Origin of the sequence: Bifidobacterium xylocopae, assembly GCF_003315615.1 — a bacterium.
GTDB lineage: Bacteria > Actinomycetota > Actinomycetes > Actinomycetales > Bifidobacteriaceae > Bombiscardovia > Bombiscardovia xylocopae.
This window is the reverse complement of record NZ_PDCH01000018.1, coordinates 1-25,448: the sequence shown is the minus strand read 5'-3', so window position 1 is coordinate 25,448 and position 25,448 is coordinate 1. Positions and strand designations below refer to the sequence as shown.

Here is a 25,448-nt window from a genome sequence, read left to right as displayed (position 1 = left end):
CTGCTGGCCTGCACGGGTGGTGTGGGTGCCGGCCGTGTTGGCGGGTCCTTTGGTGGGGGAGAGGGTGAAGCCGTCTACGGTTTCACTGGCGGGTACTCCGCCGCGGAGGAGTGGGTTGGTCTGTGCGGGGTCAGCGTGGGCGGGACGGGCTGTTAGCAGACCCCCCCCCCCCCAGGACAATCATGGTCAGGGCCACGCCAATGGCACTGTACGAACGAAAAGTACGCATGTCTATGTATCCCCTATGTAGCGAAATCGTCGATTGGACTTCGCTTCCGCCTGGCTTGCGCGCTGGCAGGACATCCCCATGTCCCATGACCATCGCCGGCACTATGCTGCCGATTCAAGATATTATGCCCATCAGATTACCATGCGCCCTCTACCATGCGCGGACGACTGGCGGATGGGGTACCCGGCGTGCGCATAAGCCGATGCGAACGGGTGGGGAAAGGAGCAGGTGTACGGATTAAAGGGAGGCGTTGGTAAGCTCTAAGCATGATAGAGATAGAGGGGCTGACCAAGCGGTTCGGGGCGAAGACGGCCATCGACGGCGTGTCGTTCACAGCCGAGGACGGCAAGGTCACTGGTTTCCTGGGGCCCAACGGGGCGGGCAAGTCCACCACCATGCGCGCGGCCCTGGGACTCATCCGGCCGGACTCGGGCGCTGCGCTGATCGATGGGCGGCCGTTCGCCGGGATGCATTCGCCCATGAGTGAGGTGGGCGCCGTGCTCGGCCCGCGCTCCGCCCACAAGGGCAGGACGGCCCGTGCCCACCTGCTGGGGCTGGCCTACAGCAACGGCATACCGGCCGCGCGGGTGGACCAGGTGATGGCCATAGCCGGCATCAGCGGCGTGGGCAGGAAGCCGGCCGGGTCCTTCTCCCTGGGCATGGGCCAGCGGCTCTCGATCGCGGCCGCCCTGCTGGGCGACCCCCGCAACCTGATCTTCGATGAGCCGGTGAACGGTCTGGACCCGGAGGGCGTGGTCTGGGTGCGCCAGCTCTGCCGTTACTACGCCAGCCAGGGGCGGGCTGTACTGCTGAGCTCCCACCTGATGAGCGAAGTGGCGCAGACCGCGGACGACCTGGTCATCATCGGGCGGGGGCGGGTGTTGGAACGCACGTCCGTGGCCGAGTTCCTGGCCAAACACTCCTCCCGCTCGGTTCGCGTTGTCACACCGGAGGGGGACCGTCTGCGCGGGCTGGTCATGGACGCCAGCCAGGGGCGTGCCCGGGTGGAGGACTTGCCGCCTTCGGGTTCGCTGCCTGCGGATGTGCGCGAATTCAAGGTGACCGGTATGGAACTGACCGCCCTGGCCCGTCTGGTGGCCGCACGCAGTCTGGTGGTCTACGAATTCCGCCAGGAGCAGGCCTCCCTGGAGGAGGCTTACATGGCTCTGACCCACGGCTACGAGGAGTACCGGACCGGCGCGCTGCCCGGGCCGGGGCGGGCCCAAGGGCCTGTGCGTGTGCAGGCGGCGGCCAATCCAAGCGGGCAGGGATACCAGCAGGGGGCCAGGCTGTCGGACGCTGAACGAGCGGGACAACCAGGACGGACCGCAATCGCCCGGGCGGTTCCCGATAGCCGGTTCATGCGGCCTTCCCGCCCGATGCCCGCCGGGCAACCCCAGCCGCAGATCCAGCGGCAGATGGCCGGACCGGCCGTGGCTGCTCAACGGTCGGCGATTCAGCCGCCGCCGGCACAGCAGCTGACCGGGCCCGGCCGTCACCGGAAGATGGGGGGATACTGTCCGGCTCTGGGGGAGCCGGAGGCCCCGGCCCATTACCATGTGCCACCGATACCAGCGGTCAGCCCCCGGATGCTTCAGGACACGACGGGATACACGGCGCAATCCACCTGGCGTCCGGCCCATGCGGCTGGACACAGCCGGTCGGGTCAGTCCTGGCAGGTCGGTCAGTCCACTGCAACCAACCAGCCCGGTCAACCCGGCCAGTGGCAACGGGCCTGGCAGGACGGGCAGGAAGGGGGCTCGCAATGAGCCGGCACAGCATACCAGCTGCGACCTCCGCGCCCGGCGTGTCCGTCGGGACCCGCCCCCAGGTGGGACTGGGCAGGAGCGTCAGAAGCGAATTCGTCAAGATGACCACGTTGAAATCCACCTGGCTGCTGCTTGCGATCAACCTGCTCCTCCTGCCCTTGGGCGGGGGCTTGTCCGCCTGGGCGCTGAAGATCATGGCGACGACCAACCCCAAGGACGGTAAGCCCTTGCCCCACCCCGAGCCTGTGGCGTGGGCCGACCTGTGGGGCGCAGTCGGCTCCATGGTCGACATGTGCACCATCGTGGTCGGCGTCCTGGGCGTGATGGCCGTCACCGCCGAGTTCTCCACTTCCTCGATTGACTCCACCCTGGCCGCCAACCCCCACAGGGGGATGCTGCTGGGGGCCAAGGCGATTGTGACCGCGGCCCTGGCCTGGGCCTCCGGCCAGATCGGTGTCCTGCTCGCTCTGGGGCTGGCCAGGATCGTTGCCTCCCCTATGACCCTGCTCTCCCTGGACCCCGCCCAGGGCGCCCTGCCGTGGATAGTCCTGCTAGGCCTGCCCCTGCTGCTGGCGGGGTTCGCTGTGCTGGCGGTGGGCCAGGGCGCCTTCTGCCGGTCCACCGTGGCCGGGGTCTTCGTCCTGGTCGCTCTGGAGATGCTCCTGCCCATGCTGTTGGGTCTGTTCTCGTCCGTCTCCCGCTTCTTCAGCTGGATGGGCACACTCTCCAGCCTGACCCCCACCCAGCTGATGGGCAACTTCCTGTCCGGCGGGTCCGGCCCCGATCCGGACTCCTTCGTGTCCGGCGCCCTCCACCCCTCCTGGTGGCAGTCCGCCCTGATTCTCCTGGTCTGGGTGGCGGCTTTCTACCTGGCCGGGACGGTCGTCATGCGCCGGCGGGATGTCAGGTAGGGAAGGCCCATCCGACTTTCGTAAAGCCCCGTGCGCGTGTCGCTCGAAACGCATAGTATGGATGTCATGCCTACATTTACACGCGAAGAGATCGAGCACTTGGGCGATTTGGCCCGGATCGCCTTGACGGACGAGGAGATCGAGCGTCTCAAGGGCGAGCTCAACGTCATAGCGGAATCCATCACCAAGGTACAGGAAGTGGCCGGCGACGACGTGCCCGCCACCGCCAACCCGATCCCGCTGGAGGCCTACCTGCGGCCGGACGAGGCCGAGGAGCCCCTGACCCAGGCGGAAGCACTCGCGGGGGCACCCGCGACCGAGGCGGGCATGTTCGTAGCCCCGCGGATCCTAGGGGAGGAATAAGCGATGAGCGCTGCCAAGAGTGAACTGGTCAAGCTGTCCGCAGCCGAGATGGCCGCCAAGATCCGTGCCAAGGAGGTCTCCTCCCGCGAGCTGGTCCAGGCCCAGCTTGACGTGATCGACGCGGCCGAACCCTCCATCGACGCCTTCCTGCATGTGTCGCGCGAAGAGGCTTTGCAACAGGCTGACGCATTTGACGAACGCCTGGCCGCCGGCGAAGCCGATGGCTTGCCGGAGCTGGCTGGCGTGCCCGTTGCCGTCAAGGACATGATCGTTACGAAAGGCATCCCCACCACGGCCGCCTCCAAGATTCTGGAAGGCTGGGTGCCCCCCTACGATGCCACGGTGATCGAGCGGCTCAAGGCCGCCGGCATGCCGATTCTGGGCAAGACCAACCTGGACGAGTTCGCCCAGGGCTCCTCCACCGAGCACTCGGCGTTCAAGACCACCAAGAATCCTTGGGATACGCGGCGCGTGCCCGGCGGTTCCGGCGGCGGTTCGGCTGCGGCCGTGGGCGCTTTCGAGGCCCCGCTGGCCCTGGGCACCGACACCGGCGGCTCCATCCGCCAGCCTTCGGCATTGACCGGCACGGTCGGCGTCAAGCCCACCTACGGCGGTGTTTCACGGTATGGCGCCATCGCCATGGCCTCCTCCCTGGACCAGATCGGCCCGGTCTCACGTTCCGTGCTCGACGCCGCCCTCCTGCAGGAGGTCATCGGCGGCCACGACAAGCGTGACTCCACATCCATCCCCAAGCCCGTGCCGCCGCTGGCGCAGGCCGCCCGAGAGGGCATGAAGATGGACCTGAAGGGCATGAAGGTGGGGCTGGTCAAGGAGCTGGGCGGCAAAGGCTACCAGCCCGGCGTCGAAGCCCGCTTCAACGAGGGCGTCAAGCTCCTGCAGGACATGGGTGCCGAGGTCGTGGAGGTCTCCTGCCCCCACTTCGCCTACGCCCTGGCCGCCTACTACATCATCATGCCCTCGGAGGTGTCCTCCAACCTGGCCCGCTACGACGGCATGCGTTACGGCCTGCGGGTCATGCCCCCCGAGGGCACGCCGCAGACGGCCGCGAACATGATGGCCGCCACCCGCGAGGCCGGCTTCGGTGACGAGGTCAAGCGCCGCATCATCCTGGGCATATACGCCCTGTCCGCTGGCTACTACGACGCCTGGTACGGCTCGGCCCAGAAGGTGCGCACGCTGATCATCCGGGACTTCGAGGAAGCCTTCAAGCAGGCCGATGTGCTGGTCTCCCCGGGTTCACCCACCACCGCCTTCAAGTTCGGCGACCGCATGGACGACCCGCTGGCCATGTACCTGAGCGATGTGGCCAATATCCCGGCGAACATGGCAGGTACCCCGGCCATGTCCATCCCGGCCGGTTTGTCGGACGACGGCCTGCCGGTCGGCTTCCAGTTCTTCGCCCCCCAGATGCGTGACGAAGTCATGTATAAGCCCGCGGCGGCCCTGGAAGCGGCTCTGCAGGCGCAGTGGGGCGGCCCCATGCACAAGGACCTCAAGACACCCTGGCTGGGCGAATAGGCATCGGAAGGCAAGGAATCACACAATGGCTGAACAATTGATGAAATACGCCGATGCCGTGGCCAAGTACGAGCCCGTCTTCGGCCTGGAAACACATGTGGAACTGAGCACGAACACCAAGCTCTTCTGCCCGGCCCACATCGAGTTCGGCGGCCAGCCCAACTCCCAGCTGACCCCGGTCTCGCTCGGCCTGCCCGGCTCCCTGCCGGTGGTGAACAAGACCGCGATCGACTACGCGGTCAAGCTGGGTCTGGCCCTGCACTGTGACATCGCCGAGTGGAGCCAGTTCGCGCGCAAGAACTACTTCTACCCGGACATGCCCCGCGACTATCAGATATCCCAGTATGACAAGCCACTGAACGGCGAGGGCTACCTGGACGTGGAGCTGGATGACGGGTCCGTCTTCCGGGTGGACATCGAGCGGGCGCATGTGGAGGACGATGCCGGCAAGAACACCCATGTGGGCGGTTCCGACGGCCGTATCGAAGGCGCCGACCATTCACTGGTGGACTACAACCGCGCTGGTGTGCCGCTGATCGAGATCGTGACCAAGCCGATCGAGGGCGCCGGTGAGCGCACCCCGGAGGTGGCCGGAGCCTACGTGCGCGCCATCCGCGACATCGTACGGGCCCTGGGCATCTCCCACGCCCGCATGGAGCAAGGCAACATGCGCGCCGACGTGAACGTCTCCCTCCACAAGAAGGGCGAGCCTCTGGGCACGCGCTCGGAGACCAAGAACGTCAACACCTTCAAGGGGATTGAGAAGACACTGACCTACGAGATCCGTAGGCAGGCGGCCCTGCTGGAGGCCGGCGGCGAGGTCCTGCAGGAGACCCGCCACTGGGACGAGTCCAAGCAGGCCACGGCCGGCGGGCGCGTCAAGTCCGACGCCAACGACTACCGCTACTTCCCCGACCCCGACCTGGTCATGGTGCATGTGACCCGTGAGCACATCGAGGAGCTGTCCAAGCAGATGCCCGAGATGCCGCGCGAACGCCGGGCCCGCTTGAAGCAGGAGTGGGGCTTCACCGACTTGCAGATGCGCGATGCGGTCAACGCCGATGCCCTGGACCTGATCCAGGAATCCGTCGAAGCCGGGTCCAGCCCGGCCGGTGCCCGCAAGTGGTGGATGGGCGAAATTTCCCGCGAAGCCAACGAGCGCGGCGTTAGCCTGCAGGAGCTGCCGATCACACCCCAGGATGTGGCCGACATGGAGGCCCTGATCGAATCCGGCAAGCTCAATGACAAACTGGCCAAGCAGACCGTCTCCGGTGTGCTGGCCGGTGAGGGCAAGCCCGCCGAAGTGGTCGCCAAGCACGGCTACCAGGTGGTCTCGGACGACGGTGCGCTCGAATCCGCTGTCGACGAGGCCCTGAAAGCCAACCCGGATATCGTGGCCAAGCTCAAGTCCGGCAACATGAAGCCCATGGGTGCCATCATCGGTGCGGTCATGCGGGCCACCAAAGGGCAGGCCGACGCCAAGGCCGTCAGCAAGATCGTGATGCAGCGCGTCGCGAAATGAGACGGCCGGCGCGCCCGCAGCCGGCTCGGAGGAGGGCGCGCTAGACTGTCAGCCGCCGCGTCCACAAGGGGCGGCGGTTTGGGAGGTGACATGATGTCGGTTGCGGACAGAAGCGGGGCTGACGCTGGCCAGGGTGATCGAGCCATGCGGCGGGAGCTGCCCGAGCGCATCGACATCCCCTATATCAACGGTGAGATGGTCCATCTGCGTCCGGCCGCGATCGCCGATCTTACCGTCATGGATCAGCTCCAGGCCTTCTATAACTCCACCGGTATCACCGGCAAGGGGCCGCAGGCCGAACGGGCGGTGGTCAACGCATGGGTGCGCCGGTCCGTGGCCTGGTCCAAGGGCCTGACCGCGCGCGAGTCCGGCGTGGGCGATCCGGAGTCGCGGCGTACGGTGGCCTGGGCCATGATCACCGAGGCCGACCACGACAAGGACGGTGCGATCGACGCCAGCGACACCGGCGGTCTGATCGGCATGATCTTTCTGATTGACGTGGATGGCTGGTCGCGCTCGGCCCGCATCCAGGTGGTGCTGGGCAGGGACTACCGGGGGCGGGGCTACTCGCGTGACGCCATGCCGCGCGTCATGACCTACGGTTACGCCGCGCGCCCCACCGGGCTGGGGCTCCATCGGATCTGGGTGGCCGTGCCGGAGAAGAACATCCGTTCCATCTCCGTCTACCAATCCTTGGGGTTCATGGTTTCCGGCACTTCCCGGGACGCCTTGTGGGACGAGCAGGGCGGCAAGTACCAGGATCAGATCGTCATGGATGCACTGGTCGACGAGTACGATCCCATCCGCTCCCTGGATGCCTTCGGCATGCGTGTGATCGACGACAATCCGGGCGTGGCGGAAGCCAAGGTCAACCATCAGCGGGCCCTGGAGACCGGTGACGCTGTGGATCCCGTGGCCGAGGCGGCCCTCGCTCAGTCGGAACAGGACCGGTTGAAGGCCAAGCGGGCGGCCAAAGGTGTAAAGCTCAAGGAGCAGGTGAGGGAAGCGGCGCGGCCTGCTGTGGATTCGGCCGCCCAACCGGGGGAGGACCAGCTGATGAACCCCGCTGGCGACGCGGCTGCTGGGGGGACCGGGAGACCGGCGGACGCCGGACAGGACGAACACGCATCGCAGGACGACGCAACCAATTGGGCCTATTCGGATTCCAGCCGCAAGAAGGGCTCCAAGCGGGCCTGGTGGAGGAACCTGGGCCACATGGGCAAGCGTAACGCAGGAGGCAAGAGTTGAGCGCTGAGGATCTGGACAACTACGAGACCGATGCCGAGTTGGCGCTCTATCGGGAGTACCGGGACGTCATCAAGCTCTTTACATACGTGGTGGAGACCGAACGGCGCTTCTACCTGGCCAACAAGGTGGATTTCAACGTGCGTTCGGCCGGCCAGGACGTCTATTTCGACGTGCAGCTGACCGACGCCTGGGTCTGGGACGTGTACCGCTCCTCCCGCTTCGTCAAGAAGGTGCGTATCGTCACTTTTAAGGACGTGAACGTGGAAGAAGTGCAGAAAAGCGATATAGATATCCCCGATTCGCTCTAGATGCTGGTACTCTGGCGCAATATGCGTCTTTCGGGCCTGTACAGGCCACTCGTTTCGTGAGAGTATCGTAGGACCGTGCGCCCAGGGCGCCGGTCATCGGTGGGGATGCAGCCAGCGCCATGCTTTCAGGAGGTCAACATATGGCAGAAAAGCAGTCCGTCGTCGTAATCGGAGGTGGTCCCGCTGGGCTCACCGCTGCCTGGGAGCTTGTCAAGGATGGCGGCGACCAGCATTACGACGTGACCGTCCTGGAGGCGACCAAGGCATTCGGTGGCATCTCCCGCACTGTGCGGCACAACGGCAACCGGATGGACATCGGCGGCCACCGCTTCTTCTCCAAGGACGACCGGATCATGGACTGGTGGAAGGAGGTGCTGCCCCTGCAGGGAGCCCCCTCCTACGATGATAGGAAGCTGGGCCGCCACCACGACCTGGAGCCGGGCGGTCCGGACCCCGAGAAGACCGACCGGGTCATGCTCAAACGCCACCGTGTCTCCCGCATATATTGGAACCGGCACTTCCTGGACTATCCGATCGCGCTGTCGCCCGCCCTCTTCAAGGCCCTGGGCTTCAGAATCACGATGGAGGCGGGCTTCTCCTATCTCAAGTCCATGTTCCACAAGCTGCCGGAGGACAACCTGGAGAACTTCTATATCAACAGGTTCGGCCGCAAGCTCTACTCCATGTTCTTCGAGGGCTACACGGAGAAGCTCTGGGGCCGTCATCCGCGTGAGATCTCGGCTGATTGGGGCGCCCAGCGGGTCAAGGGCCTGAGCATCATCTCGGTGCTCAAGAACGCCTTCCAGAAGATGATGCCCAAGAAGCGTGATTCGCACGAGATCGAGACCTCCCTGATCGAGGAGTTCTGGTATCCCAAGTTCGGCCCCGGCCAGCTTTGGGAGACCGTGGAAAAACGCAACGTGGACCACGGCGTGCATGTCATCACCGACGCCCGGGTGGTCGAGTTCGACCAGGAGGGCGGCCGCATCAGCGCGGTGGTCTACGAAAAGCCCGATGGGGAGCGTGTGACCCTCAAGGCCGACCAGTTCATCTCCTCCATGCCTATCAAGGACCTGGTCAACGCCATCGACGCCGGTTCCGACGGTGCCCCCAAGGACATGGTGCACGTGGCCAACGGCCTGCCCTATCGCGATTTCGTGACCGTCGGCCTCCTGATCAAGCACCTGCGAATCCGCAACACCACCGACATTCCGACCCTCGGTCAGCCGCCCATCGTACCGGACTGCTGGATTTACGTGCAGGATCCGGGCTACAAGATGGGCCGCTTCCAGATCTTCAACAACTGGAGCCCATACATGGTGCGCAAGCCAGACGACACCGTCTGGATCGGCCTGGAGTACTTCTGCGAGGAAGGCGATTCCTTCTGGAACATGTCCGATGAGGAAGCCACCAAGTTCGCCATCAAGGAGCTGACGCGGATGGGTGTGATCGGTGGCGCGGGCGATGTGATGGACTCCCACCGCGAACGGGTCAGGAAAGCCTACCCGGCCTACTTCGACACCTATGCGCAGATGCCCGAGCTGATCGAGTGGCTCGACTCCTTCGGCAACCTCTACTGTGTGGGCCGCAACGGGCAGCACCATTACAACAACCAGGACCATTCGATGGCCACGTCGATGGAGGCGGTCAAGAACATCCGTACAGGCCGCACCGCCAAGACCAACGTATGGAACGTCAATACCGAGAAGTCCTACCACGAGCAGAAGTAGCGCAAGCGGCGCATGAGCCGCCGCAGATGCAGCCCTAAGCGGCCCATGGGATCCAGTCAATCCCATGGGCCGCTTTTGCGTGCCGGGACACATGCCGCGCGTCGCGTTTGCGTCTATCTAGGGGGCGTTGTAGTCTTAATGCAGTTCGGTTCGCTGGGATAGCGCCGGACATTCATGAGCGGTTCATCCGCGAACTTCTTGAAGCTGCACGCTAGGTCATTGAGAGTCGTGCGGCGGTAGGAAAGGCAATATTACAGTGGCAACAAGCCAAGATATCCATGCTATGAAGCTGCCTGAGCTCAAAGAGCTGGCGAAGCAACTGGGTCTGCGCGGCATTTCCGGCATGCGCAAGACGGCCCTGATCGAGACGATCGAAGCGGCCCGTTCAGGTGGCGAGGCCCCCGCTGGTGTCAGCGTGCGGTCGTCGGCCGGCGCTGCGTCCAGGACCCGGACCGCTCCGGGGACGCCGACACGGTCCGCCGAAGGTGGGCAGGTTCCCCCCACCGAGCAGGCTGCGCGGACGACGACGGTGTCGGACGCCACCCTGGATGCTGATTCGGCGGACGGCCGACGGACCGGTACGAGCGATGACAAGGACGACACGAAGGACGGCAAAGGGCAGGTCGGCGACCTCTTCGAGGTGCTGGGCATAGGCGAGGACAGCGGTCGGCGCCAGCATTCGGACCGTCCTGGTCGGACTGTGGCGGATGACGAGTCCGTCGTCATCAACCGTCGTCGCCACCGCTCTGGTGACTCCCGCGGCCACGGGCGCGGCAGGGAGCGCGAGGACCGCTCCGATCGCAGGCAGGAATACGGGCGTGATCGGGACCATGGCAAGGTGCGTGACCTGGATGACATCCTGGCTTCCTTGCCCGCGAGGGAGAATCATTCCTCCCGCAAGCACGGTCACGATGAGGGCCGCGAACGCGACTACCGGCACAACGGCTATGACCGTCGGGACCGTGAGGGTCGCAACGACCGTTCCGAGCGCAACGACCGCCGTGGCCGTAAGGATCGGCGTTCGGGTCGCGACTACGAGGGGCGTGAGGACTACCAGCCCGAGGATCTGGTGCCGGTAGCGGGCATCGTCGACGTGTTGGAGTCCTACGCCTTCATCCGTACCTCCGGCTACCTGCCAGGCCCCAATGACGTATATGTCTCCATGGGCCAGGTCAAGAAGTATGGCCTGCGCAAGGGGGATGCCGTCCAGGGCTTCACACGGCCGCCCCACGAGAATGAGCGCCGCAACCAGCGGCAGAAGTTCATGCCCCTGCACTCCATCGAGACCATCAACGGCATGGGTGTGGAGGAAGCTGGCGGGCGCGCCCACTTTGGCAAACTCACCCCCCTCTATCCGCAGGAACGCATGCGGATGGAAACCACGCCTACGCAGATCACGGGCCGCCTGATCGACATCGTGGCCCCGATCGGCAAGGGCCAGCGTGGTCTGATCGTCTCCCCGCCCAAGGCCGGCAAGACCATCACCCTGCAGAACATCGCGAACGCCATCGCCAAGAACAACCCCGAAGTCCATCTGATGGTCGTCCTGGTGGATGAGCGCCCCGAGGAAGTCACCGACATGGAGCGTACGGTCCAGGGTGAGGTCATCGCCTCCACCTTCGACCGCCCGGCCTCTGACCACACGACCGTGGCCGAGCTGGCCATCGAGCGCGCCAAGCGCCTGGTGGAGCTGGGCCAGGACGTGGTGGTGCTTCTGGACTCCATGACCCGCCTGGCCCGTGCCTACAACATAGCGGCGCCCGCCTCGGGCCGTATCCTCTCCGGAGGTGTGGACGCCCAGGCCCTCTACCCGCCCAAGAAGTTCTTCGGCGCCGCACGCAACATCGAGAACGGCGGCTCCCTGACCATCATCTCCTCGGCCCTGGTGGAGACGGGGTCCAAGATGGACGAGGTCATCTTCGAGGAATTCAAGGGCACCGGCAATATGGAACTCCGCCTGTCGCGTGAACTGTCCGACAAGCGCATGTTCCCCGCCATCGACATCAACGCCTCCGGCACCCGCCGCGAAGAGCTCATCACCTCACCTGATGAGCTGGCTGTTGTCTACCGCCTCCGTCGGCTCCTGGGTGGCATGGAGACCGAACAGGCCTATCAGACCCTGGTGCCGCGTCTCAAGAAGACCCCGACCAACCGGGACTTCCTTGGCGCCATCACGCAGACCATGCTGGGGCAGCAGAAGTCCAGCTGAGTTGGCGAACGGCCTGAGTGCATAGCAGAGGCAGGGATGGGATGCCGAATTTCCGGTATTCCATCCCTGCCCTGTCAGTTTCCGCCTGCTCCATGCAGCCGGTTGCGGTCTCCGCGCATGCCCTGTTTGCTCTTGGCCTTCGGCTTGGTCTGCCGCCGTCCCCGCCTCATTTCCTTGACCACCTGCGCGTCATGCCTGCTGCTGTACTCCAGCCGCCGGTCTATGTCCGCCACCTCCTCGTCGGTGAGGATGATGTCGGCGCCGGCCAGGTTCTCGTAGATACGCTCAGCGTGCTTGGAGCCGGGGACGGGAACCAGGTTGGGATACTTGTGAAGCATCCAGGCCAGGCTTATCTGGGCCGGACTGGCATGGTTGGCTCGCGAGAGCTCCTGGAGGCGGTAGGTGATTGGACGGTTCGCGACCCATCGGCGTTCGGCAAGTCTGGCCAGGAAGGCCTCGTTGGGGTCGTCGCTCTTGGCTGGTTTGGGCCTGTCGGTCTCCAGGTAGTAGGAGGCGATGGGGGAGAAAGCCACGAAACCGATGCCTGAGCGCTGGCAGTAAGGCAGGATGTCCTTGTCGGCATCGGTCCTCGCCAGTGAGAAGGCATCCTCCACGGCGGTCAGGGGCAGTGCCTCATGTCCTTCGGCGATGGTCTGGACCGGCACCTGTGACATACCCCAGCCGCGGATGAGTCCCTCGTCGATCAGTTTTCCCATGGCCGCCGCCACATCGGCCGTGGACACCTGCGGATTGACCCGATGCATGAAGTACAGGTCCAGATAGTCGGTGCCCAAGTTCTTCAGACTACGGTCCAGGTGGTCGCGGATCACCTGGTAGACGCTGTGCGTGCGCTCGAAATCCGACCAGTTGATGTGGAACTTACTGGAGATGATGATCCCCTGCCGGTGCCCACCCAGCGCCCTGCCCAGTAGCTCTTCGTTGTGACCCGGGTGAAAGGGCTTCCTTCCGTAGTGTTCCGAAGTGTCGAAATACGTGCAGCCCGCTTCGTAGGCGGTGCGGATGGCGGCGATCGAGGCGCCTTCGTCAGGGGGGCCGTTACGGCCTTGGGAGTAGAGCATGCAGCTGAGTCCGATTGCGGACACGCTTAAATTTCCCAACATCCTATGCTTCACTTGCCATAGCCCCTTGAATCGAGATACATCCACCCCCCGGGCAAAGAATATTGTCGAAAGCTTCGATTTTCCTGATACTTGCCTGAGTGATCGCCGATTGCTGCCGGGGCCCTGCGTTACAGTGGGCACAAAGACGGGTCATTGAATGGTGGATCGGAGAGGGGGCCGGTATGGTGAGTGACGGTGACGGCCTGAACGGGACGGTGATCGGTTCGAAGCTTGGCGCTTCCGATTCGGGTGCGGCTGCCGCGGAGCGAATCCGGCGGCTCAGGGGCACGATCGACAACCTGGACGCTGCTGTCATCCGGCTTTTGGCCGAACGATTCAAGGTCACCGGCCAGGTGGGTGAGCTCAAGGCCCAGGCTGGTTTCGCTCCGGCCGATCCTGCACGCGAGGGCGAGCAGTTGGAGGAGCTTCGGACACAGGCGGTCAAGGCGGGTCTGGACCCACGGATAGCCGAACTTTACCATGCGTTTGTGGCCGGTCAGGCCAAGGAAGGTCACGCCCGCATCGCCCGGCGGCAGCGGGCGGAGGCCTAAGCCGTCCGGTTGCCATAGTCAGATCCAGCTGTTGCACTATCGAGGCCCCGTCCGATGATGATCGGACGGGGCCTCGACGGTTCGGCGCTTGCTGCCGGCCGCTGTCCCTTACTTACGCGGCTTCCTGGCGGGAGGCTCGCCCAGTTCGGACTTGCTGACCTGTATACGGGCGGTCTCACCGTCGTTTCCGCTTTCGTCCTCGTCTGAGGCGGGTGATGATGCGGATACGCTCAAGGCGGTGTCCTTGACCAGCTCGATCGGCCCGGTCACGCGCCCGGCTTCGCTGATGTCGGACAGGGCCGCTTCGACCGCATCGAATCCTTCGGGGGCGACGGCTACGGTGACCGACAGGATCGGGGTTTTCATGGAGACCTTGGCCTCGGACTTGATCTTGCGCAAGGCCGCCAGGGCATCCCCGGCCCAGGTCAGCAGATCGGCGGAGACACCGGCCGCAGCATCCCGGTAGGCATCGGCGGTCGGCCATGCGGCCTTGTGTACGGAACCTGAGCCCTCGTGCATCCACTGCCAGACTTCCTCAGCGGCGAAGGGCAGGAATGGGGCGAATAGGCGGGCGAAGGCATCCAGGGTCAGCCCCAGAGTGGTCCGCGCCGAAAGTACGGCTGCCTGAGCCGGGGTCTGGCCCTGATCGTCCGGTTTGCCGTAGGCGCGATTCTTGACCAGTTCGATGTAGTCGTCGCAGAAGTTCCAGAAGAAGGATTCGGTCACTTCGAGTGCCTTGGAATGTTCGTAGGCTTCCAGGGAGCTGGTGGCCTCGTCGATCACCTCGGCCAGTCGGGCCAGGACGGCCCGGTCCAGCGCCACGGTCACGTCGGAGGGGTTCCAGGTTGCGCGTGCGCTCTGCCCCACATGGTGGTTCTCGTCCTCACGGCCGATCGACAGTGCGAACTTGGTGGCGTTGAGCAACTTGATGGCCAAGCGGCGGCCGATTTTCATCTGCCCCTCGTCGTAGGTGGCATCCAGGCCCAGCCGGGCGCAGGCGGCCCAGTAGCGCACCGCATCCGCCCCGTACTTTCTGATGGGTTCGTCGGGGACGACCACGTTGCCCTTGGACTTGGACATCTTCTTGTGGTCCGGGTCCAGGATCCAGCCGGAGAGGGTGGCATGCTTCCAAGGCAGGCAGCCGTTCTCCAGGTGGGCCCGGTCCACGGAGGAGAAGAGCCATGTGCGGATGATGTCCTGGCCCTGGGGGCGCAAGTCCATGGGGAATGTTGCCTTGAACAGGGCCTTGCTCGCCTCATCCGGCTCGGCCCAGTGGGTCACGATCTGCGGGGTCAGTGAGGAGGTGGCCCAGGTGTCCATGATGTCCTTCTCGGCCGTGAAGCCTCCGGGCTGGTCACGCTGGGATTCATTGAAGCCCTCCGGCGCGTCGATCGAAGGATCAATCGGGAGCCGGTCCTCGCTCGGTGTGATCGGGTGGGTGTAGTCGGTCTCGCCGTCCTGGCCCACGGGATACCACAGGGGGAAGGGCACACCGAAGAAGCGCTGGCGGGAGACCAGCCAGTCGCCGTTGAGGCCCTGGACCCAGTTGTCATAACGCACCCGCATGAAGTCCGGGTGGAAGCTCAGCTCTTTGCCGCGCGCGATCAGTTCGGCGTTCAGCTTGGTGTCGGTGCCGCCGTTCTTCAGGTACCACTGGCGGGAGGTCACGATCTCGAGCGGCTTGTCGCCCTTCTCATAGAAGTTGGTCATGCGCTTGGTGGGCTTGGGTTCGCCGTCCAGGTCGCCCGACTCACGAAGGGCCTCCACGATCATCTTGCGGGCCGTGAAGGTGGTCTTGCCTTCGATGGATTCGAAGAGCTCGCGTCCGCCCTGGTCCTCGATCCAGTCCGGTACGGCCATGCCGATGCGCCCGTTGCGCTGGATGATCGAGCGGGTCGGCAGCTTCAGATCGCGCCACCACTCGACGTCTGTCATGTCGCCGAAGGTGCAGCACATGGCGATGCCGGCGCCCTTGTCCATCTCGGCCGCAGGGTGGGCCAGGATCGGCACCTCCACTTTGAACAGGGGGGAGTAGACCTTCTGGCCGAAATACTTGCTGTAGCGCTCGTCGTCCGGGTGGGCGATCAGGGCCACGCAGGCGGGCAGGAGCTCGGGGCGGGTGGTCTCGATATGGATGGGGGTGCCGTCGGCGAAGCGGAAGGCCACCCGGTGGTAGAAGCCGTCATACTCGCGGCTTTCCAGCTCGGCCTGGGCCACGGCCGTCTGGAAGGTCACGTCCCATAGGCCCGGCGCCTGCTTCTGGTAGGCCTCGCCACGGGCCAGGTTGCGGAGAAAGGCCTTCTGGGCCACCCGACGCGGGTGTTCGCCGATTGTGTGGTAGGTCTGCGACCAGTCCACCGATAGCCCCAGGGAACGCCAGAGCTGTTCGAACAGTTTCTCGTCCTCGGCGGAGAGGCGTTCGCACAGTTCGATGAAATTGCGCCGTGAGATGGGGACCTGGTCCTTTGCTTGGATCTTTTTGCCCTCGGTGCCCTCGAACGGCGGTTTGAAGTCGGGGTCGTACTTCAGGGAGGTGTCGACGCGCACGCCGTAGTAGTTCTGCACCCGGCGCTCAGTGGGCAGGCCGTTGTCGTCCCATCCCATGGGGTAGAACACATCGAAGCCGCGCATACGCTTGAAACGGGCGATCACGTCGGTGTGGGTGTAGGAGAAGACATGGCCAACGTGCAGATGGCCCGAGACGGTGGGGGGCGGGGTGTCGATCGAATAGACCGCCCCGCGCTCGCGGGTGCCCCCGAACCGGTAGACGCCGGACTCGTCCCAGCGCTCGCTCCACTTGTCTTCCAGGCCGTCCACGCCCACCCGGTCGGGCAGGGGGGTCAGGCTGGCTTGCACGATTCCTTGAGGATTAGACATAGGCCCAGTTTATGGGCGAACGCTGACAAGGACCGCCCCGCATCCGCTATGTGGTCGAATGCGGGGCGGGCCAGTCGGCACTAGGCCTTGCGGCCCTCCCTAGCCGCGGTCGAGCTGCCAGGCGGCCAGTCGTTCGTCGGTCATGTTCTGGTCCAACCCCTTCAGGCGGAAGGCCCTGACGTTCACCGGCGTTCTGGCGCTCAACCAGTCACTGGGGGATTTGTCTCCCAGCGACCGTACATACTGCTTGAGCCGGTCGGTGTACTCCTGGTCGGTTTTGGCCGCAGTGGCCAGCTGGAAAAGCTGTTGGCATTCGGTGTCGTCGAAGAGCATGACCGAGTTGGGGTCGGCGAACCGGGCGATGTCATCATTGGTCATCGTCAGCAGGGTCAGCTCATAGTCGTGCTTGGACACCACCTGATCCTGGAAGGCTGTCTGATCCAACGCGCTCACTTCGACGGGTATGCCGGCGGCGGCAAGCTGCCCCCTGATCTGCTGGCCGATGTCGTCGCCCAGGCCCTTGTCGTAGACCAGCCGCAGGTGTCCGTGGTAGTAGGACGGGTTGAAATAGGCGGCTAATGAGCGGGCCTTGTTGGCGTCGTGCTGGTAGGGGGCATAGGATCCGTCATATCCTACGGACAGTTCGTTGACCGGCCCGTTCAGCGCTTTGGCGGTGCCGTTCGAACCGGCGGCGATGGCCGGACGATCAACCCCGTAGCGCACCGCCTCCTTGAACCGCTGGTCGGAGAGGATGGATGTCTTGGAGTTGTTGAAGGCCAGGACCAGGTTGTTGCGGCTGACGCCGGTGGAGCTGGCGAAGCCCTTCATGTTCCTGGCGGCCCCCGCCTCCTGGGCCCCAAGGTCCACAGCCGCGTCCAACCTGCCGTCGGCCACCTGCTGTGCCTGCCCTTTGGAATCTGCCTGATAGGAGAGGATCACCGTACCCATGGCGGCCTTGTGGGGGCCGTGGTAGGTCTTGCTGCGACGCAGGGTCAGCTCCTCGCCATTCCTGTATTCGTCGACCGCGTAGGGGCCGGAGCCGGCGGATTGGGTGGCGTAGTTGACACGGGCGCCCCGGTTGTAGATGATTCCCGCACGGCCGGCGAGCAGGTAGGGCAGGCGGGCGTCCGGACTCTTGAGCTCCAGCACGAGCCTGTCGGCGGCCGGGTTGGTGACCCGGGCCAGGTTGTCCAGGTCCTGGTAGCCCACATACTTGTTCTGTACCGTCTGTTGGAGGGACCACAGGACAGCGTTTGAGTCCAGGGGGCTGCCGTCCTCGAACTCTCCTCCGGGTCGCAGGTGGAACGTGTAGGTCAATCCGTCCGCCGATGCATCCCATTGTTCGGCGGCATCGGGGACCGGCTTGCCTTGGGCGTCCAGGCCCACCAAGGTCTGGTAGACGTTGCCCAGCAGGGCTTGGGTGACCCCTTGCCCCTCTTCGGTGCGGATGTCCAGCGAGGCGGGCGCCTGGCGGGCACCTATGCGTACGGTGCCGCCCCGATCGGCTTCGGATCTGTTCTCCCAGCGGTTTAGCAGGGGCCAGATCAGTGCGGCCACCAGGCTCAGCGCCAGCAAGGCGATGAGGAAGACCAGGCCCGGTTTGGGTCTCGTGCGCGATTCCTGTGTCATGCTCCCGATTCTAACGGGCAGGGCCCACCGACCGCCTTACCCTCGAATAGGCGGGGTTCACTCCCCGTAGATGCGGGTTCCGGCCCGGAAGCGGGGCACGCTGTCCGGGTCCACCGGGGCGCCCAGGTAGGATTCTGCCGATGGGCAGGAGGCCGCCAGAGGGCAGTGGGCGCAGTCCGGTTTGCGCGAATGGCAGGTGACGCGACCATGGAAGATGAGCCGGTGGGACAGGTTCGTCCAGTCCTCGGGCGGGAAGCAACCACAGATTTCACGCTCGATCCTGACCGGATCGGGGTGGGTGGACTTCCAATCATCCCGCCAGCGCAGGCGAGCCGTCACGCGGGTGACGTGGGTGTCGACCGGGAAGCCCGGGATGCCGAAGGCGTTGCCGAGGACGACATTGGCGGTCTTGCGGCCCACACCGGGCAGTTTGACCAGCTCGTCCATGTCAGGGGGGACCTGCCCGTCGTAGTCGTCGACCAGCATCTGGGACAGGCCGATCAGGTGGACGGCCTTGGCATGGTGGAAACCGACGGGGTGGATGATCGCCTCGACCTCACCCAGTTCCGCCTCGCTCATGGAGCGGGCGTCGGGGAATCGTCCGAAAAGTTCGGGGGTCACTGTGTTGACCCGCTTGTCGGTGGTCTGGGCGCTCAGCACAGTGGCCACCAGGAGCTCGAAGGGGTTGGTGTGGTCCAGGGCGCAGACCGCGTCCGGGAATTCCTCGCGCAGGATCCTGTATTCCTCGTGCATCCTGTGTATGCGCGCCCGCTTGCTTTCCCGCCGGCCGCCGGCCTGGGCCCTAGGCTGCTGCGCCATGCTGAGCCGTCTTTCCGTGTTTGTCGTGTGGGCGCTGCCGCTTGCCCCTGGCCTTGGCATGGGTCTGGCGGGTGGTGGCCGATCCCGTCGCCGCCTCTTCCTGCTTGCCTGCGCCGTTGGTGTTCTCATCACGCTCTTCGGGTTCGAGCGGGTCGAACCGGTAGCCTACGTTGCGCACGGTGCCGATCAGATGCTCATACTCGCCGCCCAGCTTGGCCCGCAGCCGGCGGATATGGACGTCGACCGTACGGGTGCCGCCGTAGTAGTCGTAGCCCCAGACCTCTTGCAGGAGCTGGGCGCGGGTGAAGACGCGACCGGGGTGTTGCACCAGGTACTTGAGCAGCTCGAACTCCTTGTAAGCCAGGTCGATGGGCTGGCCGCGCAGGCGGGCCGTATAGCCCCCCGGGTCCACGATCAGGTCGCCGGCGCGGATCTGCCCTTCGTCCGGTTCGGCCGGGCTTTGGGAAGGCAGGGGGGCGGCCACCGGCGCCTGGCCGCCGCGTTCGATCACCAATCGCAGTCTGGCCTCCACTTCGGCGGGGGATGCGGTCCTGACCACGATGTCGGCCGATCCCCAGTCCAGGTTGACCACGGTGAACCCGCCTTCGCTCAGCACCAGGATGACCGGTGTCGTCAGCCCGGAAGCCTTCATCAGCCTGCAGAGGGTCTTGGCGGCGGCGAGGTCGTCGCAGGCGTCAAGGAACAGGATGGTGTCCTCCGGCATCCTGATCAGGGAGGCGGCGTCCAGGGGGAGCACGCGTACGCGGTGGGAGAGCAAGGCCAGGGCGGGCAGCACGGTGGTGGGGTCCTTGGCAAAAGTCATCAGTGTCAAATCCGTCACTGGTCGCCCCTCCTTCCGCCGTACGACGCGGCCGCTATAGGGATGTGGGACTCATTGTACAGTTGGGGGGCGGAGAATCGCCTGGCCGTCTACCAGGGGCTGTGCGAAAGTGGGGACGGCAAGGTAGATTGTTGATGTCGGCCGCGTCGACCGGCGTTCATGCGTTGAGGGAAGGCATAGAAGGCATAAGGGGATGAGGCACGTGGAGGATAGCGGCAGATGAGCGGTGCAGGCGGCAAACACGCGCGGACGGGTTCTGGTCGCGGGCGTAGGGGCGTGGATATGCAGGGGGCTTCCAGGCGCCGCCATCGCGCGGCTGCGCTCAGGCCCGCCCTTCCGCTGACCCAGCTGTTGGTATTGGCGCTCCTGCTGCTGTCGGCGCTCCTGGCCTGCCTGTCCGACAGATCCCAGGTCCTGATTTCGGTCTCCAACCTTGTCTGCCTGGGTGTGGTGGCGGTCTGCCTGTCGGCCTACTGCCTGGCCAAGGGGGGTGCCAATAGCCTGTTCGACAGCCTCCTTCCCTTTGTCCTGGGCGCTGCCTCCTTGATCGGCGCCTGCTATTGGAGCATGGTCGCCATGGTCAGCGGTCATGAGGGCCTGGGCTGGCAGTTGGGCGTGCTGCATCAGTGGATAGGTTTGGCATGCGTGCTGTTGGTCATATTGGTGGTGTTCGCCTTCGGCCGGCAGATGCTGCGTCTGAACCGCACCAATGTCATCTCAGGACTATCGGAGAGCGTCGTCAATGGCCTGGTGTGCATATGCGTGTCGGGCTGGGCTTTCCTGCCTTCGTTGACGGCCTATCTCGCTTCCGGGCTGGCAGCGGGCTTGGGAGGATGGCGCGGCCGGGTGTGCCTGGCGGTACTGGTTCTGTTCCTGGCCTTGGTCGCCGGCCTGTGCATGGCCTCCTGGGATTGGTGGTCACGGGGTGAAATCGGACAAGGACGACTGTCGCAGACCTGGCTGGCCGTCTCCCTGCTGCCGGTTATGATCGCCGGCGCCCTGGTGGCGGTTGCCTTGTACTGCTTACAAGCCGTCCTGTAGGCTGAACGGGCCGGCCCCGGTGGGGGTTTGTGCGAGTCCGGCCGGTCCCGTCACTTTCCCGAGTAAGTGACGACGTTCAATTCCCCGTCCTGGTACTTGGCGATGAACACGTCGCTGACATGCTTGACGCCCTGATCGTGCAGCTTGCCCTTGAGCCAGGCGTCGTCGCGGTTCATGAGCTCCAGCACATCGGGGTTGATCCGACCGTCCACGATCACTGGGTAGCGCACATCCTTATCGCCCTTGCGCAGGATGGTGAGCCCGCCGTTCTGCTCAACGATGGCTCGCTGCACGTCCTTGATGTCGGCCACGCCGCCGGTGCGCAGCTTGAAGTCCACCTCCTTGGCGGTCAGGTTGACCCGCAGGCAGTTCCTCACCAGCAGTTTGCCGTCCTTCACGATTGTGACCGGCTCCCCATCGATGTACTTGCCCACCGCATGGATGTGCGTCTTGGCGTAGCGGGTGATCAGGATCAGGAAGGCCCAGATTAGCAGGATGACGATGTACTGGGCCATGGTGATCGTGCTGCTGTAGATCACACCGCCGATGATGCCGCCCAGTACGTAGTTCTGCAACTGGTCAGTGGGGGAGGTGGGCGCCAGGTTCCCCTTGCCGGTCACATTGATGAGCAGCGTGATGAAAAGCAGGCCGATGATGAGTTTGGCCGCCACCTCGACGTAGAAGTTGATGTCCATGGCTTACTTCCCTTTCACCGTGATGTCGGGCTGGTAGACATTGGCTCTGACCAGCAGGAACTCGGAGCCGGAACCGTTGAAGACCAAGGAATAGTAACCCTTGGGTGTCTTGATGAGCATGTCGTTGTTGCGGGAGGTGTCGTTGATTGCTATCGTTTCGGGTTTCACGCCGAGCTTCTTTGCCGATTTCTCGATCACGACCGTCAGCTGCCCGCTCTGTACGCTCGCCGTGCGCAGGTTCGTGAAGTCCGAGTACTGAATCGCGACGGCAAGCAGGAGCAGCGTGCCGAGGATTATCGAGAGATCCTTGTATTTGATGTCCCACTTGTTGCGGGAGTACTTGACCAAAAAGACAAGGAAGGCCAGCGCCAGCAGGGAAATCACCGCGATCTTGGCGATGCCCCAGTTGGTCTGGCCTCCCTTGAGGTAGTCGTATGAATAGAAGGTCATGCCGTTCGCCATCCTTCAAGGGCGTAAAAGCGTTGTTACCGAGGACCATGGTAGTCCGGGCTCACCCCTACGCCCGCTTGAGGAGGGACGGACTCAGGCAAGGTAGCGCTTGAACAGCTCCTTGTACAGCTCGGTGAAGTCCAGGTACATGGCCTTGGAGACCCACTCGTTGTCCTGGTGTTGGGTGCCTGAACCAGGGCCGAACATCAGGTAGTCGAAGCCGATTGGCCGGTCGACCAGGAACTTGGAGCCATCGGTTCCCCCTGAGACGCCGACGGTGACCAGATCGGTCTTGGAGAAGGGGATGCCGATGGCCTGGTACATCGCCTGGGTCTTGCGCTCGCCCTCCTCGGTCCACCGCACCTTGGCCATGTATGGCTTGGCGACCTCCTGGGCGAGCCTGACCAGTTCGGAGTCCACATTGCCGATGATCGGGACGATGTCCATGTCCACGCTCAGGCTGGCCTGCGCCTTGGAGGAGCTGTTGAAGTCGTCGATCACGCCCTGAATGGCCTTGAGGATCTCCTGGTTGCCGAACTCCGGGATGGTGCGGATGTTGATCTCCGCCTCGGCGTCGGCAGGGATCGCATTGACCTGGTTGCCCCCGTGGATGGTGTCGATGTTGAATACGGTGTCACCCAGGACCTGGTTCGTCGCGGACGCGGACTGGGATGCCATGCGGGTTGTAATGCGGTCCAGCACCTCCAGGAGGGCCTCGACGGCGTTGACTCCCAGGGCTGGAGTGGAGCTATGGGCGGCATGCCCCTTGACGTGGACGGTCAGATCCAGTTCGCCCTTGTTGGCGTAGACCGCCAGGTAGCCGGAGGGCTCGCCGATCAGTAGGGCGTCCACATCCTTCATGTACCCCTTGCGTTGCAGGATCTCGGCGCCTTCCTGCCCAACCTCCTCGCCGGAGGTGACCAGGAACTTGAGCGTGCCCTTGAGTGGGGTGCCCTCCCGCTTGAGTTCGATCATGGAGATGATCATGGCGGCCAGGCCGCTTTTCATGTCCGTGGACCCGCGCCCGTAGAGGGTGTCGCCGTCCTCCGCCTCGGTCAGGGTGAAGGGGTCGGTCTTCCAGTTGGCTGTGTTCACGTCGACCACATCCATGTGCCCGGAGATGGCCAGCACCGGGTGGCCGGAGCCCAGGCTCGCCACCAGGTCGGCCCGGTCGTTGCCGGTCGGCACTATCTGGGACTCGATGCCTTCCTGGTCGAACAGGGATTTGATGAACCGTGCCACCGGCAGTTCGTGTCCGTTGATTGATTGGAAAGCCACGAGCTTGCGCAGCAGTTCCATTTTCTCGTCATTCGTCATGTGGATGTTCCTCACTGTTTGTGTCGCTTACGGTACGGACCGCCCTGCCCGATGTTTTGGCGCTTCTGTATGTCTTTCACCGATCGCTGGTGGTTCCGGCGTCCGGTTGGTCGGCGGATTGCGGTCCTGGTTATGACGAAGCGCCGACTGAGGCTTGGCAGACGTTTCCGTATCCGTCGCCCCGCCCCGTCGGCGCTTCATTGATGTGGAATCAGGCCTACTGCTGGTCGGACAGGCGCTTGCGCGCCGCGACGATCTCCTTGTCGGCGGCCTCGGCGTTGGTCCAGTAATCGCCAGGCATGACTTCCTTGCCGGGCTCCAGGGCTTTGTACTGTTCGAAGAAGTGCTTGATTTCGGCTTTGTGGTATTCGGACACGTCGTCGATGTCCTTGATGTCGTCGAAGCGCACGTCGGCGGGCACGCACAGGACCTTGTCGTCGCCGCCGGCCTCGTCGACCATGTGGTACAGGCCCACCGCGCGGCATTCGACTACGCAGCCGGGGAAGACGGAGTCGGGAATCATGACCAGGGCGTCGAGCGGGTCGCCGTCCTCGCCCAGGGTGTTCTCGATGTAGCCGTAGTCGTCCGGGTAGCCCATGGAGGTGAAGAGGGTGCGGTCCAGCTTGATGCGGCCGGATTCGTGGTCCACCTCGTACTTGTTGCGTGACCCGCGAGGGATCTCCACCAGCACGTCGAATGTCTCTGCCATAGCCTGCTCCTTTTCTTCGGATGCGTGACTCGCACACCGTTCGATACGTTCTCCACTGTACCCATGCGCTTACCCAAGGAGGGCGCCTATTCGACTTGGCGGTGGTTTCCGGCCTGCCATGCAGGGGTTATCCACACGGGGGTGGGGCTGCGCACATTCGACCACTTGGAGGCCTGAAGGAGATGCCGAGGGCTGCACCCTGCCACACTGGTGCACATGCCCGGGCGGTCGGCCCGGGCAGGAAGGGGTTCGCATGCGCTGTCGGTGCCCGGTGCGCCGGGAGAACGGACGGGAATCCGCTGGGGGGCGGTTCACAGGTATTACTGCTGCAGGTAATGGTTATGGCTCAGTTGGCGTTTGCGTCATTGACCGATGAACACACACTCGCCGGCGGGGTTGGTTGATTTGGAAGGTCTCCCGCCCCACCGGCGGCAAATGTGGACGGACACGAAGCCCGTCCCCCTAATGATAAGGGATGAAGAGGATGAAACTGAAACTGAGAGGGAAGGCACTGGGCGCTGTCGCGGCGTTGGTAGCGGCGGTGGCCGTGGCGCTGCCTGCAGGCATGGCCTTCGCCGGTGGTGGCGGCGGCAACGCGGGCGGCGGTGGCGGCGGTGTGATGGCCGTCTCGCAGCAGTGGGCGTACCACGACGACAACGATGGGGGGTTCGGCGGCAACGCCATGTCCAGCATCTATGCGGCTTTCGCGGCCCAGGGTGTGACGATGCTGCCGAACGGCGTCGGCGTGGCCCAGCAGGCGCTGACGATGGCCAACACCAACTGCGTCAACCGGTTCAACGACGCCCACGCCGACCAGGTGGGGCAGGCCCGGTGCCGGGTCGTGGCCGTGGGCACGATGACCGGGCCGAACAAGCAGTTCTCAGGGCTGGTGCACCACCTGAAAAGCGACTGGCTTGCAGGTTGGGCGGCAACGGTAGGTGGCCGCTCCTACAGCAACAACGGGGTCCGGTACACAACCAACGAGATGTTCGAGGATCAGCCGGGGACTTCCGTGGATTCGCTGGCCGACCAATACTCCGCCGATAACATCTCCATCGTTGTGATCATGCTGAACCAGTATGAGCCCAAGGCCGAGATTCCGCCGGCCCCGCCCACCAAGGACGTGCCGGCCGGGACGAACGCCGATTCGATGCTGCATGAGCAGGTCATCCGGACCGGCACCGGCACCGGCGGCAAGCACCTGTGGATGGCCGACACGATCGACCCGGCGGGCCAGGCGTATTCCGTGGTCGGCCAGTCGGTCACGGACGCCACGACCGGCCAGGACATCAGCGGCCGGTTCGATTTCGACGCCGCCGCGCCGGGGGCGCATGCGAATTGGAAGGGGGGCGACCTGCCGGAGGGCCACGAGTTCGCCTGGAAGGTGACCATCCGTACATCCATGCCGGAGACCAGCCGGGTCAGGGACCACGGCGACGTGCGCTGGAAGGGCACCTCCATCGAGCAGACCAGGCCCACGCCCGAGCGTGAGTTCCCGACCTGGAGGCCGAACCCGGACAAGTCCTGGATCCTCAAGGACCCGGCCTCGGGCAGGTGGCAGGCGGTCATC

The 25,448-nt window shown here is 64.5% G+C and carries 19 protein-coding genes and 2 pseudogenes; 12 read left to right on the top strand and 9 right to left on the bottom strand.

Annotated features, from left to right (window positions below; translation table 11 throughout):
* Nucleotides 1-495 precede the first annotated feature (495 nt).
* The 9 genes and pseudogenes from CRD59_RS08215 to rho form a co-directional block, all read left to right on the top strand.
* Nucleotides 496-1,446 (top strand): annotated as a pseudogene (locus CRD59_RS08215) (ABC transporter ATP-binding protein); the annotation flags it as partial.
* Nucleotides 1,447-1,994: 548 nt separating this feature from the next.
* Nucleotides 1,995-2,909: a hypothetical protein gene (locus CRD59_RS06945; RefSeq protein WP_113853960.1), complete on the top strand. Its 915-nt coding sequence runs from the start codon at nucleotides 1,995-1,997 to the stop codon at nucleotides 2,907-2,909.
* 66 nt (nucleotides 2,910-2,975) lie between these two features.
* Nucleotides 2,976-3,272 (top strand): Asp-tRNA(Asn)/Glu-tRNA(Gln) amidotransferase subunit GatC, encoded by a 297-nt coding sequence (gatC, locus tag CRD59_RS06940; protein ID WP_113853959.1) that lies wholly within the window; start codon nucleotides 2,976-2,978, stop codon nucleotides 3,270-3,272.
* 3 nt (nucleotides 3,273-3,275) lie between these two features.
* A complete protein-coding gene (gatA, locus tag CRD59_RS06935; protein ID WP_113853958.1) occupies nucleotides 3,276-4,811 on the top strand; it encodes an Asp-tRNA(Asn)/Glu-tRNA(Gln) amidotransferase subunit GatA in 1,536 nt (511 codons plus the stop codon).
* A 25-nt stretch (nucleotides 4,812-4,836) separates the two neighbouring features.
* On the top strand, nucleotides 4,837-6,333 hold the full coding sequence (gatB, locus tag CRD59_RS06930; RefSeq protein WP_113853957.1) for an Asp-tRNA(Asn)/Glu-tRNA(Gln) amidotransferase subunit GatB: 1,497 nt from the start codon (nucleotides 4,837-4,839) through the stop codon (nucleotides 6,331-6,333).
* Nucleotides 6,334-6,423: 90 nt separating this feature from the next.
* Nucleotides 6,424-7,581, top strand: a complete 1,158-nt coding sequence (locus tag CRD59_RS06925) for a GNAT family N-acetyltransferase (RefSeq protein ID WP_407923129.1) — start codon at nucleotides 6,424-6,426, stop codon at nucleotides 7,579-7,581.
* Nucleotides 7,578-7,889 carry a DUF2469 domain-containing protein gene (locus tag CRD59_RS06920; protein WP_033504867.1) on the top strand — a complete coding sequence of 104 codons (312 nt, stop codon included), beginning with the start codon at nucleotides 7,578-7,580 and terminating at the stop codon, nucleotides 7,887-7,889. Before CRD59_RS06925 ends, CRD59_RS06920 begins: the two co-directional genes overlap by 4 nt.
* 140 nt (nucleotides 7,890-8,029) lie before the next feature.
* Complete coding sequence (locus CRD59_RS06915; RefSeq protein ID WP_113853956.1) at nucleotides 8,030-9,619, top strand: NAD(P)/FAD-dependent oxidoreductase; 1,590 nt, start codon at nucleotides 8,030-8,032, stop codon at nucleotides 9,617-9,619.
* Between the two features lie 283 nt (nucleotides 9,620-9,902).
* Nucleotides 9,903-11,828, top strand: coding sequence for a transcription termination factor Rho (gene rho, locus CRD59_RS06910; RefSeq protein ID WP_407923128.1), 1,926 nt, complete (start codon nucleotides 9,903-9,905; stop codon nucleotides 11,826-11,828).
* Nucleotides 11,829-11,902: 74 nt separating this feature from the next.
* Here rho and CRD59_RS06905 read toward each other — a convergent pair whose 3' ends face one another.
* Nucleotides 11,903-12,931 (bottom strand): aldo/keto reductase, encoded by a 1,029-nt coding sequence (locus CRD59_RS06905; protein WP_161522311.1) that lies wholly within the window; start codon nucleotides 12,929-12,931, stop codon nucleotides 11,903-11,905.
* Nucleotides 12,932-13,131: 200 nt separating this feature from the next.
* Here CRD59_RS06905 and CRD59_RS06900 point away from each other — a divergent pair, with 200 nt between their 5' ends.
* Nucleotides 13,132-13,500: a chorismate mutase gene (locus CRD59_RS06900; RefSeq protein WP_113853953.1), complete on the top strand. Its 369-nt coding sequence runs from the start codon at nucleotides 13,132-13,134 to the stop codon at nucleotides 13,498-13,500.
* Between the two features lie 108 nt (nucleotides 13,501-13,608).
* Here CRD59_RS06900 and valS read toward each other — a convergent pair whose 3' ends face one another.
* The 4 genes from valS to CRD59_RS06880 all read right to left on the bottom strand — a co-directional run bounded on the left by valS (nucleotide 13,609) and on the right by CRD59_RS06880 (nucleotide 19,666).
* Nucleotides 13,609-16,377 (bottom strand): valine--tRNA ligase, encoded by a 2,769-nt coding sequence (valS, locus tag CRD59_RS06895; protein ID WP_113853952.1) that lies wholly within the window; start codon nucleotides 16,375-16,377, stop codon nucleotides 13,609-13,611.
* A 99-nt stretch (nucleotides 16,378-16,476) separates the two neighbouring features.
* On the bottom strand, nucleotides 16,477-18,006 hold the full coding sequence (locus CRD59_RS06890) for an ABC transporter substrate-binding protein (RefSeq protein ID WP_113853951.1): 1,530 nt from the start codon (nucleotides 18,004-18,006) through the stop codon (nucleotides 16,477-16,479).
* Nucleotides 18,007-18,063: 57 nt separating this feature from the next.
* A complete protein-coding gene (gene nth / locus CRD59_RS06885) occupies nucleotides 18,064-18,825 on the bottom strand; it encodes an endonuclease III (protein ID WP_407923127.1) in 762 nt (253 codons plus the stop codon).
* A complete protein-coding gene (locus tag CRD59_RS06880) occupies nucleotides 18,809-19,666 on the bottom strand; it encodes a winged helix-turn-helix transcriptional regulator (RefSeq protein WP_113853950.1) in 858 nt (285 codons plus the stop codon). The genes nth and CRD59_RS06880 overlap by 17 nt, the downstream gene beginning before the upstream one ends.
* Nucleotides 19,667-19,885: 219 nt before the next feature.
* Here CRD59_RS06880 and CRD59_RS06875 point away from each other — a divergent pair, with 219 nt between their 5' ends.
* Nucleotides 19,886-20,707: a hypothetical protein gene (locus CRD59_RS06875; RefSeq protein WP_127920963.1), complete on the top strand. Its 822-nt coding sequence runs from the start codon at nucleotides 19,886-19,888 to the stop codon at nucleotides 20,705-20,707.
* 50 nt (nucleotides 20,708-20,757) lie between these two features.
* On the opposite strand, the gene CRD59_RS06870 is transcribed toward CRD59_RS06875, so the two are convergent.
* The 4 genes from CRD59_RS06870 to CRD59_RS06855 form a co-directional block, all read right to left on the bottom strand.
* On the bottom strand, nucleotides 20,758-21,402 hold the full coding sequence (locus tag CRD59_RS06870) for a DUF421 domain-containing protein (protein ID WP_201736579.1): 645 nt from the start codon (nucleotides 21,400-21,402) through the stop codon (nucleotides 20,758-20,760).
* A 3-nt stretch (nucleotides 21,403-21,405) separates the two neighbouring features.
* Nucleotides 21,406-21,852, bottom strand: a complete 447-nt coding sequence (locus CRD59_RS06865; RefSeq protein ID WP_113853948.1) for a DUF3290 domain-containing protein — start codon at nucleotides 21,850-21,852, stop codon at nucleotides 21,406-21,408.
* Between the two features lie 93 nt (nucleotides 21,853-21,945).
* A complete protein-coding gene (locus tag CRD59_RS06860; RefSeq protein ID WP_113853947.1) occupies nucleotides 21,946-23,169 on the bottom strand; it encodes an ArgE/DapE family deacylase in 1,224 nt (407 codons plus the stop codon).
* Between the two features lie 217 nt (nucleotides 23,170-23,386).
* A complete protein-coding gene (locus CRD59_RS06855; protein ID WP_113853946.1) occupies nucleotides 23,387-23,878 on the bottom strand; it encodes an inorganic diphosphatase in 492 nt (163 codons plus the stop codon).
* Nucleotides 23,879-24,353: 475 nt separating this feature from the next.
* Here CRD59_RS06855 and CRD59_RS06850 point away from each other — a divergent pair.
* Nucleotides 24,354-25,448, top strand: a pseudogene (locus CRD59_RS06850) (LPXTG cell wall anchor domain-containing protein); the annotation flags it as partial.